At 33.7% G+C, this 16,856-nt stretch carries 16 protein-coding genes and 1 tRNA gene; 4 read left to right on the top strand and 13 right to left on the bottom strand.

Going from position 1 to position 16,856, the window contains the following annotated elements; genetic code table 11:
- Nucleotides 1-1,513 precede the first annotated feature (1,513 nt).
- The 3 genes from M9897_03515 to M9897_03525 all read right to left on the bottom strand — a co-directional run bounded on the left by M9897_03515 (nt 1,514) and on the right by M9897_03525 (nt 2,327).
- Nucleotides 1,514-1,587, bottom strand: a tRNA-Met gene (locus tag M9897_03515).
- A gap of 8 nt (nt 1,588-1,595) precedes the next feature.
- Nucleotides 1,596-1,787, bottom strand: a complete 192-nt coding sequence (locus tag M9897_03520) for a hypothetical protein (GenBank protein ID MCO5267947.1) — start codon at nt 1,785-1,787, stop codon at nt 1,596-1,598.
- 318 nt (nt 1,788-2,105) lie between these two features.
- Nucleotides 2,106-2,327: a hypothetical protein gene (locus tag M9897_03525; protein ID MCO5267948.1), complete on the bottom strand. Its 222-nt coding sequence runs from the start codon at nt 2,325-2,327 to the stop codon at nt 2,106-2,108.
- A 404-nt stretch (nt 2,328-2,731) separates the two neighbouring features.
- Here M9897_03525 and M9897_03530 point away from each other — a divergent pair, with 404 nt between their 5' ends.
- Nucleotides 2,732-3,841, top strand: coding sequence for an ATP-binding protein (locus M9897_03530; GenBank protein MCO5267949.1), 1,110 nt, complete (start codon nt 2,732-2,734; stop codon nt 3,839-3,841).
- A gap of 154 nt (nt 3,842-3,995) precedes the next feature.
- Nucleotides 3,996-5,174, top strand: coding sequence for an acetyl-CoA C-acyltransferase (locus M9897_03535; GenBank protein ID MCO5267950.1), 1,179 nt, complete (start codon nt 3,996-3,998; stop codon nt 5,172-5,174).
- 45 nt (nt 5,175-5,219) lie between these two features.
- Here the strand turns inward: M9897_03535 and M9897_03540 are convergent, their stop codons facing one another.
- From M9897_03540 to M9897_03560, 5 genes are all read right to left on the bottom strand, one after another.
- Entirely contained in the window at nt 5,220-6,503 is a 1,284-nt protein-coding gene (locus tag M9897_03540) for a dicarboxylate/amino acid:cation symporter (protein ID MCO5267951.1), read from the bottom strand.
- Nucleotides 6,504-6,566: 63 nt separating this feature from the next.
- Nucleotides 6,567-7,064, bottom strand: coding sequence for a hypothetical protein (locus M9897_03545; protein MCO5267952.1), 498 nt, complete (start codon nt 7,062-7,064; stop codon nt 6,567-6,569).
- A gap of 85 nt (nt 7,065-7,149) precedes the next feature.
- Nucleotides 7,150-8,403, bottom strand: a complete 1,254-nt coding sequence (locus tag M9897_03550; GenBank protein MCO5267953.1) for an insulinase family protein — start codon at nt 8,401-8,403, stop codon at nt 7,150-7,152.
- Entirely contained in the window at nt 8,396-9,640 is a 1,245-nt protein-coding gene (locus tag M9897_03555; GenBank protein ID MCO5267954.1) for an insulinase family protein, read from the bottom strand. The genes M9897_03550 and M9897_03555 overlap by 8 nt, the downstream gene beginning before the upstream one ends.
- Complete coding sequence (locus tag M9897_03560) at nt 9,640-10,599, bottom strand: nitronate monooxygenase (GenBank protein MCO5267955.1); 960 nt, start codon at nt 10,597-10,599, stop codon at nt 9,640-9,642. The genes M9897_03555 and M9897_03560 overlap by 1 nt, the downstream gene beginning before the upstream one ends.
- 112 nt (nt 10,600-10,711) lie before the next feature.
- Between M9897_03560 and M9897_03565 the strand changes: the two genes are divergently transcribed.
- Nucleotides 10,712-11,755, top strand: coding sequence for a flippase-like domain-containing protein (locus tag M9897_03565; GenBank protein MCO5267956.1), 1,044 nt, complete (start codon nt 10,712-10,714; stop codon nt 11,753-11,755).
- Complete coding sequence (locus M9897_03570; GenBank protein MCO5267957.1) at nt 11,739-12,257, top strand: adenylyltransferase/cytidyltransferase family protein; 519 nt, start codon at nt 11,739-11,741, stop codon at nt 12,255-12,257. The genes M9897_03565 and M9897_03570 overlap by 17 nt, the downstream gene beginning before the upstream one ends.
- Nucleotides 12,258-12,260: 3 nt before the next feature.
- On the opposite strand, the gene M9897_03575 is transcribed toward M9897_03570, so the two are convergent.
- The 5 genes from M9897_03575 to M9897_03595 form a co-directional block, all read right to left on the bottom strand.
- Nucleotides 12,261-12,650 carry a hypothetical protein gene (locus M9897_03575; protein MCO5267958.1) on the bottom strand — a complete coding sequence of 130 codons (390 nt, stop codon included), beginning with the start codon at nt 12,648-12,650 and terminating at the stop codon, nt 12,261-12,263.
- Complete coding sequence (locus M9897_03580) at nt 12,628-12,882, bottom strand: AtpZ/AtpI family protein (GenBank protein ID MCO5267959.1); 255 nt, start codon at nt 12,880-12,882, stop codon at nt 12,628-12,630. Before M9897_03580 ends, M9897_03575 begins: the two co-directional genes overlap by 23 nt.
- Before the next feature lie 13 nt (nt 12,883-12,895).
- On the bottom strand, nt 12,896-13,351 hold the full coding sequence (locus M9897_03585; GenBank protein MCO5267960.1) for a polymer-forming cytoskeletal protein: 456 nt from the start codon (nt 13,349-13,351) through the stop codon (nt 12,896-12,898).
- Nucleotides 13,352-13,366: 15 nt separating this feature from the next.
- On the bottom strand, nt 13,367-16,018 hold the full coding sequence (locus M9897_03590) for a hypothetical protein (GenBank protein ID MCO5267961.1): 2,652 nt from the start codon (nt 16,016-16,018) through the stop codon (nt 13,367-13,369).
- A 188-nt stretch (nt 16,019-16,206) separates the two neighbouring features.
- A complete protein-coding gene (locus M9897_03595; GenBank protein ID MCO5267962.1) occupies nt 16,207-16,833 on the bottom strand; it encodes a YceI family protein in 627 nt (208 codons plus the stop codon).
- Nucleotides 16,834-16,856 lie beyond the last annotated feature (23 nt).

Here is a 16,856-nt window from a genome sequence, read left to right on the forward strand (position 1 = left end):
TTCACAACTGTCAGCTGATGATAAAAAAAGATTATCGAGCTGTGATAAATCCATCTAAAATTACAAAATCCTTAAAGAACGAAAGCAATTCACAACAACTGTACGAGATGAAACTCCCCAAGTTTCGCTGTGATAAATCCATCTAAAATTACAAAATCCTTAAAGAACGAAAGCAATTCACAACTTTGTTTAGTTAGTTGATAATCCTCTGAATGCTGTGATAAATCCATCTAAAATTACAAAATTCTTAAAGAACGAAAGCAATTCACAACCTTGCTGATTTTTTTTTGACTGTTCAAATTGCTGTGATAAATCCATCTAAAATTACAAAATTCTTAAAGAACGAAAGCAATTCACAACGATCCTGCCCAGGTTTGTCCGAATGAGTTAGCTGTGATAAATCCATCTAAAATTACAAAATTCTTAAAGAACGAAAGCAATTCACAACATATGGATTCCTATAGTATTACTTGTGCTGGCTGTGATAAATCCATCTAAAATTACAAAATTCTTAAAGAACGAAAGCAATTCACAACAATTAAATCAGTCTTTACTATGCTATTCCCGCTGTGATAAATCCATCTAAAATTACAAAATTCTTAAAGAACGAAAGCAATTCACAACTTTATCGTAATGCGAATGAACAGTTTAACGCTGTGATAAATCCATCTAAAATTACAAAATTCTTAAAGAACGAAAGCAATTCACAACTAGCGGACCTTAAATTCGCAGTTGAATATTGCTGTGATAAATCCATCTAAAATTACAAAATTCTTAAAGAACGAAAGCAATTCACAACTTCTTTGTCTCTGCATAATCGTACCAGCTCGCTGTGATAAATCCATCTAAAATTACAAAATTCTTAAAGAACGAAAGCAATTCACAACAGAGGATTTGATAACAAAAGCACGGATGAAGCTGTGATAAATCCATCTAAAATTACAAAATTCTTAAAGAACGAAAGCAATTCACAACATTACGTAGAGCATTGATGGCGTTGCGAGTGCTGTGATAAATCCATCTAAAATTACAAAATTCTTAAAGAACGAAAGCAATTCACAACAAGCTACATCAACTTCAGTACGTGGTGGTAGCTGTGATAAATCCATCTAAAATTACAATCCCGAAAGCTTTCGGGACTTAAAGAACGAAAGCAATTCACAACGTATCAGCATTAAATGTTGGTGCAAATATAGCTGTGATAAATCCATCTAAAATTACAATCCCGAAAGCTTTCGGGACTTAAAGAACGAAAGCAATTCACAACAAATTAGTGCATTGGTAGAACATATTACGCGCTGTGATAAATCCATCTAAAATTACAATCCCGAAAGCTTTCGGGACTTAAAGAACGAAAGCAATTCACAACGCTAATTCTTTCTGTTCAAAAGCTAATGTAGCTGTGATAAATCCATCTAAAATTACAATCCCGAAAGCTTTCGGGACTTAAAGAACGAATTTTATTATGATTTTAGGCATAAAAAAACGCCCTAATTTCTTAGGACGTTTCTTGTAGCGGATATTGGATTTGAACCAATGTTCTCTTGGTTATGAGCCAAGCGAGATAGACCACTTCTCCAATCCGCAATATATCTTTAAATTAAACCTAGTTCTTTGGCTTTTTTCTTTTCTACTGGATCCATCATCATTAATTTAAAATAGGATTCGGCAGCATCTTCTTTTTCTGATGGAGAATATTCGTTATACTTTATGTGTAACTTAAATGAAGCGGGTATTTTACCCTTAAAGAGTTTTTTCAATTTTTCTAAATAACTATCTTTTTTCATCTTCTGTAACATGTTATGATATATGTAAATTTATTGCTTATTTCAATTATAACCAAAAAACGGAGATTAGTTTTTTTATCAATAACTAAGCTTTCATATCTGTTTTTAGTTTTTTTGGCTTTATTCCATTCCTTTACACTCTTGGCCAACTGCTGTATTCTTACATGCAATAAAGGATGAGAACTTTTATCTTTAATGTGTTCTTCCGCAATGTGTTGGGCGTGTTCTCCATCCCAAATAATGGGGATGTTTCTGCTCCGATGGCTGATGTAACCGCTTTTGTGTTCACTCATACTTCAAATATATCAAATTTACGAATTAACTTCCTTTTTCTACAATATAATATCCCCATCGAGGGTATTCATATCCTTCTGATCGTTTGCTTACGATTTTGAAGCCTAAGGTATGAAGTGCTTTTCCTATTCTGGATTCATGAGTTCGTTCCATCGGTGCTTTTTGTGATAAGATTAGCTTAACATCCGTTGCTGTTTTGAAATATATATCCTGTTCTGCGAATGTATTGTCTCTATAATTATTCATGTTTGGAGGGAAGAAGAAACGTTGAATGAGTTCCTGTTCTACTGAACGTACAGTAAATTTCTTGTTTCTACGTTCGTTTTCGGCTATTTCTGTAATGGTGATTGTTATTCCGTAGCGAACGGAATCTAACCCTATCCGTAACAGTGATTATTAATCCGTAGCGAACGGAATTTAAATCCTTCGTGAAACAGTGATTGAGAGGGAATATCGACTGGATCCTGAATTAGTATAAGTAAAGATTTAGACGGACATATTTTTTGTTTGAGAGATACTTTGTAAATTTATAAATTGAATAAATATACATTTTGTATAATACATTTTGTATAATACATTTTGTATAATACATTTTGTATAATACATTTTGTATAATGTGAATTATATATTATCTTTACGAAAAAAAAACAATGAATCCTTTTTTGATTAATAATTATGTGAGCCCTGATTACTTCTGTGACAGAGAGAAGGAAACAGAATTTCTTATACGAAACATTAATAATCAGACAAATACAACCTTATTAGCCCAACGTAGGACAGGAAAGTCTGCACTGATAAAACATATATTTTATAAACAAAAAAAATCATACAATTGCATTTATATTGATTTATTTCCCAGTCAAAATCTGTCCGACTTCGTAAATCTACTAGCTAATTCTATTTATCAATCGTATCAAAAGAAAAAAATAGGGCAAAGGTTTATTGATACAATAAAAATGCTACGCCCGGTTTTATCGGTAAATGAGTTGACAGGAAATTTTGAAGTTTCCATAGACTTGTCTGAAAGAGGAAACGCAGATAAAACGATAGCCCAGCTATTCACTTATTTAGATGCGCAAGGTGAAAAGTTTGTAATTGCTTTTGATGAGTTTCAACAAATTTTAAGCTATCCTGAAAAGAATATTGAGGCATTATTACGTACTAGTATTCAGAACATGAGCAATTGTTATTTTATTTTTTGTGGTAGCAATACTCATTTAATGAATGAACTCTTCACGAATAGTAAACGCCCTTTCTATTCAAGCACATCAAATATGACTCTACACAATATTTCTTCAGATAAATATATTCCTTTTTGTAAAACACATTTTAAACGCTCCAAACGTAGCATTGAAGAGGATGCCATAGTTTTTATTTTGGAAAGTGTCTCTAACCATACCTATTTTGTTCAGCGGATTTGTCATGAATTATATGCCGATGGGTATTCCAAGATTGGAATTGCTGAAGTTCAAAAAACGATTCAGGGAATTTTATTAAACAATGAAATGATTTTTTATCAATACAGAAGCTTATTGACTATGTATCAATGGAAACTGTTACAAGCAATTGCATTAGAAGGGAAATTGTTTCAACCGTATGGAAAAGAATTCTTGCAAAAGCATCAACTAACAGCTACACATGTAAAACGAGCATTAACTGCTCTTATAGGCAAAGATATGGTGTTTCATCACAATACGACTCAACTTCCTTTTTACGAAGTTCAAGATAAACTATTGGCTTTATGGTTTAAATATCATTAAAATATATTTTTTTTAATACACATCATAAAATGGTTGACATTCTGAATTAGATGTCCACTAATTCTTAATATTTCACTTATTCTTTGAATAAACCCTGTTTATTCCTCTTAAATTTTGTATTTTTGAACGCGAAAAAAGGAAAAATTATTAAATCATGAAAGAAGTATTTATTATATCAGCTGTTCGTACTCCAATTGGTAGCTTTATGGGGAGTTTATCCTCTGTTCCTGCTCCAAAATTAGGTGCTGCAGCTATTAAGGGTGCAATTGAGCGCGCTAACATCAAAGCAGAGAATATTGATGAGGTGTTTATGGGAAATGTGTTACAGGCAAATGTTGGACAAGCTCCAGCCCGTCAGGCTGCTTTATTTGCAGGGATTTCAAATCTAGTGCCTTGTACTACGGTAAACAAAGTGTGTGCATCAGGAATGAAAGCAATTGCATTAGGAACACAGAGTATTATTGCTGGAGATAACAGTATTGTTGTTGTAGGAGGGATGGAAAACATGAGTAGTGTGCCTCATTATTTAGATGGTAGAAATGGTGTGAAATTAGGAAACATGACTGTAGTTGACGGAATGGTGAAAGATGGTTTAACAGATGTTTACAATCAAGTACACATGGGAGTTTGTGCAGATGAATGTGCAACTGAATATAGCTTTTCCAGAGAAGATCAGGATAATTTTGCTATTACTTCTTACGAAAGAGCTGCAAAAGCATGGCAAGAGGGAAAATTCAATAATGAAATCGTTCCAGTGGAGGTTCCACAGAGAAAAGGAGATCCAATTATTGTAAATGAGGATGAGGAGTATAAAAACATTAAGATGGATAAAATTCCACAACTTCGTCCAGCATTTAGCAAAGAGGGAACTGTAACAGCAGCCAATGCTTCTACTTTAAATGACGGAGCTTCTGCATTAGTATTAGCATCTAAAGAAGCAGTTGAAAAATATGGATTAAAACCAATCGCAAAAATTATTGGATACGGTGACGCATCTCAAGATCCTAAGAAGTTTACAACAGCACCAGCTAAGGCTGTACCAGTTGCTTTAGCAAGAGCTGGAAAATCAGTAAGTGATGTTGATTTCTGGGAATTAAACCAAGCTTTCTCAGTTGTGGGATTAGCAAATACTAAAATTTTAGGATTAGATCCTGCAAAAGTAGATGTGAACGGTGGAGCTGTTGCTCTTGGTCACCCACTTGGAAATTCAGGTTCTAGAATCATTGTTACCTTAATCAATGTATTAAAACAAAATGGAGGTAAAATCGGAGCTGCTGGAATCTGTAATGGAGGAGGAGGAGCTTCAGCAATGGTGATTGAAAATATAGATTAATTTCTATTACTAAAATATGTAAAAAGGCTACCTAGGTAGCCTTTTTTATTTTGAACCTAATGTATTAGCCATCTGTTCCTTATCTAAATGTTTTTCCCAATTAGAAACTACAACGCAAGCGACTCCATTTCCAATGACATTAGTAAGTGCTCGAACTTCTGACATAAATTTATCTACACCTAAAATGAGCGTCATACCCGCTACTGGAATTTCTGGTACAACAGCAAGCGTGGCTGCTAAAATAATAAAACCAGAACCCGTTACACCAGCCGCTCCTTTGGATGAAAGCATAGCTACTAATAATAGTACCATCATGTGACTAAAAGAAAGTTCAATATTACAAGCTTGTGCAATAAAAAGAGCTGCCAGAGTCATATAGATATTGGTTCCATCTAGATTAAAAGAATATCCTGTAGGTACAACCAATCCAACAACTCCTTTATCGCACCCCATTTCTTCTAATTTTTTCATTAATCCAGGTAATGCAGGCTCAGAAGAACTTGTCCCTAGAACTAGTAGAATCTCTTCTCTGATATAATAAAGAAATTTGAAAATATTAAACCCATTGTACCAAGCAACGGAACCTAATATAAAGATGATAAAAGCAAAAGAGGTGAGATAAAAGGTAGCCACTAGTTTCCCTAAATAGAATAAGGAATCTAGTCCGTATGCTCCAATAGTGTATGCTATAGCTCCAAATGCACCTATTGGAGCTAATTTCATCAATAATTCTACAATCTTGAAAACAGGAATGGTTAATGTTTCTAGGAAATCTATAATGGGTCTACTTTTATCAGCAGTGAGTGCTAGCGCTACTCCAAAGAGAATGGCAACAAGTAAGACTTGTAGAATAATATCATCCGACATCGGACTAAAGAGAGATTGAGGAATAATATTAAAAACAAAATCAACGATAGAGTTTTCTTCTGCTCCTTTGATGTATTTACTGATTAATGAACTGTCCAAACTATCAGGATCAATGTTAAAGCCTGCACCTGGTTGCACAAAGTGACTAACAGTTATCCCGATAACTAAAGCTAAAGTGGAGAAGGTTAAAAAATAAACAAATGCTTTTAATGCAACTCTACCTACTTTTTTGAGGTCATTCATCCCCGCAATTCCAGTAGTAATTGTTAAGAAGATAACTGGAGCGATAATCATCTTTACCAACTTAATGAAACCATCTCCTAATGGTTGCATCTTTTTTCCAGAATCCGGGAAATAATAGCCTAATAACACCCCAATAATGATAGCAAAAATCACCTGAACATAAAGAATCTGGTAAAACTTCTTCTTTTTAGGAGTTTGGGCTTCTAACGGAACGTGCATGGGATTATATTATAAGAATAAAAAAGAACCAACAGAAAATTATTGGTTCTACCTTATGTTTAGTTATCTTTTTTGGTAAGACTCAGGTCCCTTTGTATAAAAGAAGCTTAGGTTCTTATATGTTTTAAAGAATTTATACATCGCATCCGAGGTGTCAAATGTTTCTTCAATATTATCAGTTACTTCTTGTAATTTGAAGGTATCTGTTGAAGTGAATTCTAATTTGTAGAAATAGTACGTGTCGTTTTGAAACAAATTCAAGAATTTAGTACCATCTATGGTTGTAAAATGTGCCTTATAAGAATCTGTTTTATCGTATTCGGCATCACTTTCATTGTATTCAAATTTCTTTACAGAAAAAGTTTTCCCATCAATATCAGCTAATTGATAATAATAAGGATGTTCCGAGTCATCTGAAACGCTATACCAGTTACCGAATAGACTAGCATCCACTGCCTCCTTTGCTTCTCCTAAAGATATCGAAGAGCTATATGGACAAGCTGTGAAAAGTAAGGTTAAAACAGCAAAAAATGCAGTAAGTAGAAAGGGTTTTCTTTTCATGATTTTAATTTTAGTTATTATCAAAGATATGGATTTATTGAGAAAAAATACTTTCGTGAATAGAAATATTAATTATAAATTCCGATTATCCCACGGCCACTATAACCATATCTTCCCAGTCTAAATATTTTTGGGCGAGTTGTTGAATTTCTTTGGCACTTATTTCATTAATTACTTTCATTAAGTCGTTGTAATATGATAAATTCATTCCAAAGAGTTGAACGGAAATGAATCTATCCATCATAGCTTGTGGTCCATCTGATTGTTCCAGGATTTCTCCAATGATATAATTTTTTACCAATGATAATTCGTCTTCTCCAACTAATTCATTCTGTAATTTCTTTATTTCCTCTTGAATTGCTTGAATTGTAGCATCTCTATACTTCTTATTTACTTCTGTAGCAATATAGAAATATCCCGATTGCAGATTTTGTGAAATGCCTGAATTAATACCATAGGTATAACCTTTATCTTCGCGGATAGAGCTCATTAGACGACTTCCAAAGTATCCTCCTAATATGGTGTTGAGTACCATAAACTGCTTATAATCTGGCTGGGTTTTATTGAAAAGTACACGCCCTATGCGTATCGCAGTTTGTACTGCACCTTCTTTTTCTTGTATAATCTGATTTGGACGATATTGGAAGTTGTAATTTTCAATAGGCTCTTTGTTTGATTTGAATTTTAATGCAAGCTCTTGAATCCTTTGAAGTTCGGAATCAGTTAACGCACCAACTATTGTTACGTAGTCTAACCCTTCTAAAATATATTTTTGGTGAAAGGAAATTAAATCTTCTCGTTTAACTCGATCAAAATCTTCAAGATAGGCTAATCTACCGTATGGATTGTGTTCATAAATGGTATGTATAAATTCTCGTTTTGCAACTGTAGAAACCTTTTCCAAACTTATTTGGAACTTTTTCTTTTTATCTTGGATGAGTTGTATGAGTTCTTTTGAATCGAAGTTAACATGTAGGATAGCATCTACCATCATCTCAGTAAGTTGGACAATATATTCTTTTAAGCCAACAATGCTAACTGACATTCGTTCGGACATCGCTCCAGTGTCAGTGTATCCACCTAAACTATCGATTTCCTCATTAATTTCTGTACTTGTTTTGGTATCTGTTCCAGAGAATAACATACTTGCTGTTAATCCAGCGATTAAAGTATTAGTTTGTAAACTACCGGCATTAAATACAAAATCAATCTTTGCTGTTTTTTCTTCCGTTTTACGAATAGCATATAAAGAAGCATTATTTTCTAAGTGAATTATTTCGGGTTCTTGAAATGAGATACTCGTAATATTCTTTATTTCTGGAGCAATAGTTCTATCCATTTTTTGAAGCTTTAATAATAAGTTGAGAACAGTTTTCTTTTTGGAAGATTTGTTTGGCAACACGTTGAATATCATCTGAATTAATCTTCTCATAAACCTCTGTTTCTGTATTGATAAGATCAATGTTTCCAATCCATTCATACATGCAGAGTGCCATCGCTTTATTTAAGATTCCTTCTTCTCCAAAAGTTTTAGCAGTTTTAAATTTGTTAATGATTTTTTTCAACTCTTTTTGTGGAACTAACTTTTCTTTTAATTCATTGAATACTTCCCAAAGAGCATCGTCAATTTGTTCTAAAGAGATGTCGTCTGAGGGATGAATGGTAACGATTAATAGTCCAGTATCCATAGATCCCATGATATAGGCATTGATATCGGTAACTAATTCTAATTCTTTTTTTAATCTCTTGACTAGTCGAGAGGCTTGTCCACGACTTAAAATATCTGAAATTAAATCGGCTTCATTATATCCTTCATCTGTTCGTCCCATCATTTTGAATGCATAGACATACAAATCAGATGGAACATCTTGCACGATTGTTTTGGTTCTAAACTCAGTTTGTTTTGGTTCTTGAGGAAGGTTTCTAACTTTTTTTTCTCTTGCAGGAATATCATCGTACCATTTTTTAACTAATCTTTTGACTTCATCTAATTCCAAATTCCCTGCGATACATAAAATAGCATTGCCTGGATGGTAATGTGTGTGAAAAAAGTCTTTTACTTCCTGCATGGAAGCTTCTTCAATGTGTTGGATGTTTTTACCAATTGTAGCCCATTGATATGGATGTGTAGTATATGCTAAAGGTCTTAATTCCAACCATAAATTCCCATAAGGTTGGTTCAAATAACGCTGTTTAAATTCTTCGATTACGACATTACGTTGCACTTCTAAACTCTTTTCTGTGAAGGCTAAAGACAGCATGCGGTCACTTTCTAACCATAGTGCTGTTTCTAAATTCTGAGAAGGAACTACGTCATAATAATTGGTGATATCATTATTAGTGAATGCATTATTACTACCACCAGCCTTTTGAAGTGGTCCATCAAAATCTGGGATATTTATAGAGCCGCCAAACATTAAATGTTCAAATAAATGGGCAAATCCAGTCCTCTCTGGATCTTCGTCACGTGCTCCTACATCGTATAGTGTGTTAACAACGGCTAATGGTGTGCTTGTGTCTTTGTGGAAAATGACGCGTAATCCGTTATTTAGAGTGAATTTCTCGTATGTTATCATTAAAAATTAAATTTGGAATGTGTGCTTTGATCGGCAAGGGCTTTTTTGTAGTCTGTAATAATATTTTCAACAATTTGAGCTGCTGGAAGAACTTCATCAATTAATCCTGAAATTTGTCCAATTTCTAGCTCTCCTTCTTCCAAATCACCTTCAAACATTCCTTTCTTGGCTCTTCCTCTGCCTAGGAGTTGTTCTAAATCTTCTTTGGTTTTACATTGGGCATACGCATCTTGCACCTCTTTGTAAAATTTATTTTTGATGAGACGAACAGGTACCAACTCTTTTAGCGTGAGTGCGGTATCTCCGTCTTGTGCTTCTACCACTACTTGTTTGAAATTTGGATGACCAGAACTTTCTATAGAAGCGACGAAACGACTTCCAATTTGAACTGCATCAGCGCCTAAATTCATAGCTGCAAGCATTCCAGCGCCTGTTCCAATTCCACCTGCTGCAATCAGAGGAATACTAATTTCCCTTGCTACCATAGGAATAAGACAGAAGGTAGTAGTTTCATCAATTCCGTTATGTCCCCCAGCTTCAAATCCTTCCGCAACAATAGCATCTACTCCAGCTGCTTCAGCTTTTTTTGCAAACTTCACTCCTGGAACGACATGTACTACTTTAATTCCATGATTATGTAGGTGTTCCGTCCAAGTTTTAGGATTCCCTGCAGAGGTAAAAACAATAGGAACCTTGTATTTGATAATTGTTTCTACATGCTTCTCAATATCTGGATATATTAATGGCAAGTTCACAGCAAAAGGTTTGTCTGTGGCAGCTTTGCATTTCTGAACATGTTCCTCTAACACCTCTGGATACATGCTTCCAGAGCCAATAATTCCTAATCCACCTGCATTTGAAACAGCAGCAGCCAATCTCCACCCCGAATTCCAAATCATACCTGCTTGAATCAACGGGTATTGAATCCCAAACAGCTCTGTTATTCTATTTTTAACCATGTTTTTATCTTAAAGATGCTAGTTTCAAAACTACTAATTTTTTGCAAATAGGGTAGGGATTGAATAGAAACAAATGATAAATTATCTTAACTTCGTTGCAATTTCATTTTGAGTGGGAAAAGGAATAAAGAAAATAGTCATTGATGTCGCAAAGATTGTATTGCCCTTAGGTGTTGGGGTGTATCTTACTTGGTATCTTTTTAGTTCAATGGATATAGCCACTAAAACAATCTTTTATGATGCTATAAAACATGCGAATTATTTTTGGATATTCCTAGCTTTGATATTTGCGTTAGCAAGTCATGTATTACGTGCATATCGTTGGAGATTCATGCTGGAGCCATTGGGTGTCAAACCTAATTTCTGGCATAGATATCATGCGGTTATGATAGGTTATTTGATGAATTTACTAATTCCTCGTGCTGGGGAAGCTTCTCGTGCTGCCATGTTATATCGTACAGATCGTATTCCTTTTGCAAAAAGTTTTGGAACTATCATTGCCGAGCGTGTATTTGATGTAGCAATGACTGGAATTATTTTTTTGTTTGCGATAACAGTTAGTATGGAGGATTTGCTTTCGATAAAGGAAACCGTTATTAAAAATTCTACCCGAGTGGAAGGTGAAACTGGCAACGGAATTCTCTTTATAATTGGGGGAGTGTTTCTACTTGGTCTGTTTATGCTCATTATCTTCTGGCTTAAGTCACCCACTTTTAAAGAAAAAATTATACAATTTGTACGTGGAATGTTCAATGGGATCTTTTCTATTTTTAAATCAAAACATCCATTTCAATTTCTATTTTACACCTTATTGATTTGGTTGTTTTATCTTATAAACTTCAGTTTATGTTTTAAAGCCTTTGAACAAACTCAAGATTTTCCATTGGAGGGCATTTTGGTTGGGTTTATAGCAGGAACTTTCGGTGTTGCATTTACTAATGGAGGAATTGGAGCTTATCCATACTTAGTTGGAATTGTGGTGATGTATTTTATTGGAACACAATATGACTCAAAAGAAATGGTAGAAGGTATTGGAAAAGCGTTAGGAATGATTATTTGGTCTTCGCAAACTATTCTACTCATTATTTTAGGAATAATTTCATTAATTTTCCTACCGCGAAATTATAATAAGGAGCAAGATGAGAAAATGGGATAAGCTACAACGTAAAATAGTTTCATTGGATGAAGCTAAAACAATTTTAACATCATGGAAAAACGATGAAAAAATAGTTGGCTTTACCAATGGTTGTTTTGATATCTTACATAGAGGGCATGTTGTGTATTTAGCTAAAGCTGCATCTCTTTCAGACTATTTAGTTGTTGCAGTAAATTCGGATGATAGCGTGCGTAGGCAAAATAAAGGACCGGAACGCCCCATCAACGATGAAAATTCAAGAGCTGTCGTTGTCGCTTCATTAGAGGTTGTAGATTTAGTTGTGATTTTTGATGATGACACACCTAAGGATGTTATTGAGTATTTGCTACCAACTATTTTAGTAAAGGGAGCCGATTACGATGCCCAAGAAACAAATGAAAATAGTAAAAAGTATATTGTTGGGTCTAAAGAAGTGAGAGCAAATGGAGGAGAGGTCTTTACGATTGACCTGGAAGAGGGGTATTCGACAACCAGTATTGTAGAAAAATTACGAACAAAGTAAGTCCTATTGAGTTAGTTCCTTACTCAATCGTTTAATCACAAACACTTGATAAATCAAAGTAACCCCAAAGAGAATTACAAATTGAATGAGAATTGCTTTAGAAAGATCTGAATATTTTATTTTGATAAATACAGTAAATGCAATGCAAGCAATGAGCTGTATGGTTGTAAAAACCATAAATGTTTGTACAAAATCTATTTTTAATTTTTTATTCTTTAGACTAGTAAATAGAGCGATACGTATTCCTTCTACAAAAAGCAATGTTGTATATGCTAAGATGAGTTCTTTTCCAAAATAAAGGTGAGAATTGATAGATGCAATTCCGTAATGAATTGCAATAATTCCTATAAAAAATAGAAAAGAAACCCAATTATTTTTTAGTATTGCTATCATCTTCCTTTCCTATTTTAATTACTAATCGTATAATTTGGAATAAAGATCCAAAAATAGCCAATAAGGTAAGCACAAGCGTCCAAACGGGAGTTTTATTTCCTTGTTTTTCATCTAACCAGCGACCGCCGAGTGCTGCGACAGTTATTAGAATTCCCATTTGGATAGCAATATTAGAAAATCTGAGATAATTAGAGATACGTTTTTTGTTCTCCTTATTTTCAGTTTCAGACATTCAGTTGCTTATATTAGGATGAGTGAACTTCTTCGTGAATTTGTTCATGAATTTCTTCATGAATAGGGATGTCTTTTGTTACTTCCTTTTTAGGAGAAGGTATTGCATTCTTTTTCTCTCCAGTGAAGATATTACCTTCCAATTTAGCACCATCATCTATTATTAATCGAGCTGTTATTATGTTTCCATAAACATTTGCAGTTTTATGAAGGGTAAGTACGGTAGAGGATTCAATATTTCCTGTTACTGTACCATTTATCTCAACCTCAATAGCTGTAATGTGCCCATCAATGAAGCCTTCTTCTCCTAAGACAAGTTTTCCTTCACACTGAACGTTTCCCTTAATTTTTCCATCTATTCTTAGACTACTCGCTGTAGAGATATCTCCAAAAATTTCTGTTCCTGAAACTAATCTATTTAACTTATCTGGATTTTCAGAATAATTTTTCTTGTTTTCACCTTTAAACATAGTCTCTATTTTTTATTACATAAAGTTTGACTGGAAGAATATACGGTACTCATCCAATTTTTGTTGCTGTAACATTATTTTAATATTCTCTTTTGATATAAAGAAAATCTCATTTGATTGATAATCTTTTACATGTTTAGGTGTTCTTTGGAGGTCTTTAATGTAGGATTCTGCTTCTCCGGAAGAGTTGAATGTCTTCACCAAGATATAGTTGAATTTATCATATATCTGAGGAGAAGTAGATAAATCTATCCTACTGAAATATTCTTTATTAAACATAGAAATGTTGTTGGCCGATGTGTTTACAGTTTGGTTTTCTTTTAAGAAGATAATCACATAGTATTCCTTGGAATCAAGGCTAAATAAATTGTCATTGGCTGATGCATTATCTTCGAACATAGGAATTCCATTAGTGATATAATCGATTAATTCCTTTGCCCTAGCAGCTGATTCAGACTCAGGGAATTCTTCAATAAGTTGATTCAGTACAGGGAGTAAGGTTGTTTTATCCGAATTTATTCTACCCATTGCCATTGCCTTTAGGAGCATGTATTGTTCACGGAATCTGTTGTCTAATTCTTCCTCAATTACTTTATCTGCTTTAATAATAACTGGATAGTATAAGCCTTGCTCATAACGGGTAACAGATCTCAAATAATCTTGTAAGGCTAATTCATCACGTTCTTTCTTCTTTATAAAGTAATCAGGGTCACGCAAGTAGTTAGCATAATCTGAATTTGGATAATTATTTAAAATATACTCTCTATAAGGCTGTTCTTTTCCAGTTCCTTCATAGATCTTATATAATTGGAAAGCAGAAACAACGTTATGTTTATTTTCAATATTTTTATCAATTACTCGTTGGAATTGTGTCGCAGCTAATTGATCTTCACTTAATTGATCTTTGTAGATCCTTCCAGCATTGAATAGTGCTGCTAATAACCGTTCATTACTTGCCACTAGCGCGGAGTCTGTTAAAGGAATATCGCCCATTAAATCACTTGGGGATAGTTCAGCTACAGGTATATTTTTTTGAGATTGAGAAACGACAATGTTTGCTGAATCTGATATGGATGCTGTATCAGCAATAGGAATATTGATATCGACACGATTCGGTTTATTAGTTAATCTCCAGTAATCTGTATTTTCACGTTGCCCCCATGAACGTTTAAAGTCTTCTAATCCCTCCTGCATGGTTTTAGTGTTACTAAAATAGAACTTACTACCTGTTTTGGAGTTTTGTTTTTCATAGGTTTGTTGAAGTTTTCTTAATTGTTCAGCTTTAGCAGCCTCTCTTTCTTTACGTTCTTGCTCATCTTTTTGAAGTTTTTTAATTACGTTTTTCAGGAAAACTTCTCTTTCTTTCTCTCCCAACCCTGCGATGTGTTGCACGCTGTCTTCAAACTCTACAATTTCTATATTTTTTACAAGTTCTGAAAGTTTCTCAGCTTTTTTCTTTATGATTTCGTAATTTACGTATGTTTCTGGAACTACTTGAGCAGAACTATCGTAATAACGCTGAGCTTCAACATAGTGTTTATCCTCCAAAGCCATATCACCTAACTTCTCATAACTAATACCTTTCTGACGTGGATTGTTGATGGAGTAGAATGCTGAGCGAGAAAGATAGTATTTAGCTTGTTTTCTATCAGGTCTTTTTAATTCCACCTGGGCCATTGAATAATAGATTTGATCTCTAAACTCGAAATAACGTTCCTCTTTGGATAAACTTATTAATTCTTTAATCATTTGATCACCTGCTAAATCGCTTACGATAGCACGATTAATCTTTGCATTAAACATCATTTCGAAAGGTGCATTTTTCTTTATAGCTGCAGTATAGTATTCTCTAGCTTCAGGATTGTCTTGTTGTTGTAATAATTGGGCGATGATAAAATTTAATCTCGCTTTGTCTCCTTTCTTTTTAGCTTTAGAAAGAGCAAATTTTAGCTGTTCTAAGGCTTCTTTATTATCATTCTTTTTAAAGGCTAACATTGCCTTAGTCTTTGCAAATTCAAAATCAAAATTCTTAGGGAAGTCTGGCGTTTTACCTGTTTTCTTTGAATTCTTTCCCTTTTTTGAACTTTTACTTTTTTTGGTATCTTTCTTATCCTTATCGTTTTCTACACTTAATTTAAGTTGTTCTATCTTCTGCATAGTTCGTGTAGCATTCGTTAAATCGTTTGTAACGATCTCTGTTTTCATCTTCCACAGTTCTCCCCAATACTTACTAGGCTTATCTGTATAGAATTTACCTACATATTCAAATGTTTTTAAAGCTTTCTCGTAATCTCTGCGTATATAATTAGCTTGCCCAATCATCAACCAGTTATAGTCAATCCATTTCGCATGTTCATCCTTCTTTAACATAGGTTGAGAGGAAGTAGGCATACTGTGTTTGGTGATTACTTTTTGACATTTTACTATAGCAGTATCTACGATAGGATAAATAGATGTTACATCTTCTTCATTTGGGTACAATTCTACAGGGAGTATTTCTGTAAAGTCTTCTCTAGCTTTTTCTCGGTATTCAATTAAACCGATTCGTATCAATTCTTTGGCATTAAAATATCCGTTGTATTTGGCTGTAGTACTGTGGTATGCACGATTTATGAAGGTGTTTTTCTCTGTCGAACACGCACTAAATACAAATAGGATTACGAGCATTAAATAAATGCTAATTCCAATTGATCTGAATTGAAGTTTATACATAAAAAAATTCTAATCCGTTGTAATAACTCGAATCTTACAAAAATATTATTTATTCTTGAATAAAATTGAATTTCTGAAGACATAAAAAAAAGAAGAAACTTTTGGCATCTTCTTTTTTTTATTTTTTTTTAGGTGTATTTTGTTTACTTTTCTGTTTTTACTAATTGCGTAGTAAAGGAAATTGTCACATCTGGCCATAACTTAGATTCATTATCTCCTTCTCCAGTGTGCAGAGCTTTACATTCATTATTTAAAGCTGTAATACCTGTAGTAGCATCCCAATCTTCCACATTAATTTCAGCATTGAATGTAAAAAAGCCATCTTCAGAAAATTCATAAGTACCTTCTACTTCTTTGGATATGTTATTCATGGTTATTGAGATAATTGCTTTTCCAGTTTCTTCATCAATACGAACTACATTTCCAGATATTTTTTCAGTATTAATTGTTCCAAAAAAGAATTCATTGATTTTAGCATCTCTACCAGCATCTTTTGTATCAAGGCTATTGATAGGGATTTCGAAATTTAAACTTCTAACTATTGCCAAAGGATCTTCGCTTACAGTTGTACCAGTCAGGTTGATTTGAGTAAATGCACCCCCAACTCCCTTCTTAGATAAGAATTTGTAAGCTGTAAATTCAACTTTGGCCGTGGCCGCATCCAAAGTATATTGAATTACGTCGTTTTTGATTTCTTCTTCTTTCTCATTAGAGTTGGTACAACTAACCAATATTAATCCACCTAAAATTAAGGCGAATAAGAATTTCATACTTTTTTTCATGACATCAATTT

The organism is Brumimicrobium sp. (genome assembly GCA_023957385.1).
In the GTDB taxonomy this organism is placed as follows: Bacteria; Bacteroidota; Bacteroidia; order Flavobacteriales_D; family Crocinitomicaceae; genus Brumimicrobium.

Bases quoted from the DNA above. Each gene is read 5' to 3' on its own strand.
- M9897_03520 (MCO5267947.1), bottom strand. From the start codon at position 1,787: ATGAAAAAAGATAGTTATTTAGAAAAATTGAAAAAACTCTTTAAGGGT.
- M9897_03525 (MCO5267948.1), bottom strand. From the start codon at position 2,327: ATGAATAATTATAGAGACAATACATTCGCAGAACAGGATATATATTTC.
- M9897_03530 (MCO5267949.1), top strand. From the start codon at position 2,732: ATGAATCCTTTTTTGATTAATAATTATGTGAGCCCTGATTACTTCTGT.
- M9897_03535 (MCO5267950.1), top strand. From the start codon at position 3,996: ATGAAAGAAGTATTTATTATATCAGCTGTTCGTACTCCAATTGGTAGC.
- M9897_03540 (MCO5267951.1), bottom strand. From the start codon at position 6,503: ATGCACGTTCCGTTAGAAGCCCAAACTCCTAAAAAGAAGAAGTTTTAC.
- M9897_03545 (MCO5267952.1), bottom strand. From the start codon at position 7,064: ATGAAAAGAAAACCCTTTCTACTTACTGCATTTTTTGCTGTTTTAACC.
- M9897_03550 (MCO5267953.1), bottom strand. From the start codon at position 8,403: ATGGATAGAACTATTGCTCCAGAAATAAAGAATATTACGAGTATCTCA.
- M9897_03555 (MCO5267954.1), bottom strand. From the start codon at position 9,640: ATGATAACATACGAGAAATTCACTCTAAATAACGGATTACGCGTCATT.
- M9897_03560 (MCO5267955.1), bottom strand. From the start codon at position 10,599: ATGGTTAAAAATAGAATAACAGAGCTGTTTGGGATTCAATACCCGTTG.
- M9897_03570 (MCO5267957.1), top strand. From the start codon at position 11,739: ATGAGAAAATGGGATAAGCTACAACGTAAAATAGTTTCATTGGATGAA.
- M9897_03575 (MCO5267958.1), bottom strand. From the start codon at position 12,650: ATGATAGCAATACTAAAAAATAATTGGGTTTCTTTTCTATTTTTTATA.
- M9897_03580 (MCO5267959.1), bottom strand. From the start codon at position 12,882: ATGTCTGAAACTGAAAATAAGGAGAACAAAAAACGTATCTCTAATTAT.
- M9897_03585 (MCO5267960.1), bottom strand. From the start codon at position 13,351: ATGTTTAAAGGTGAAAACAAGAAAAATTATTCTGAAAATCCAGATAAG.
- M9897_03590 (MCO5267961.1), bottom strand. From the start codon at position 16,018: ATGCTCGTAATCCTATTTGTATTTAGTGCGTGTTCGACAGAGAAAAAC.
- M9897_03595 (MCO5267962.1), bottom strand. From the start codon at position 16,833: ATGAAATTCTTATTCGCCTTAATTTTAGGTGGATTAATATTGGTTAGT.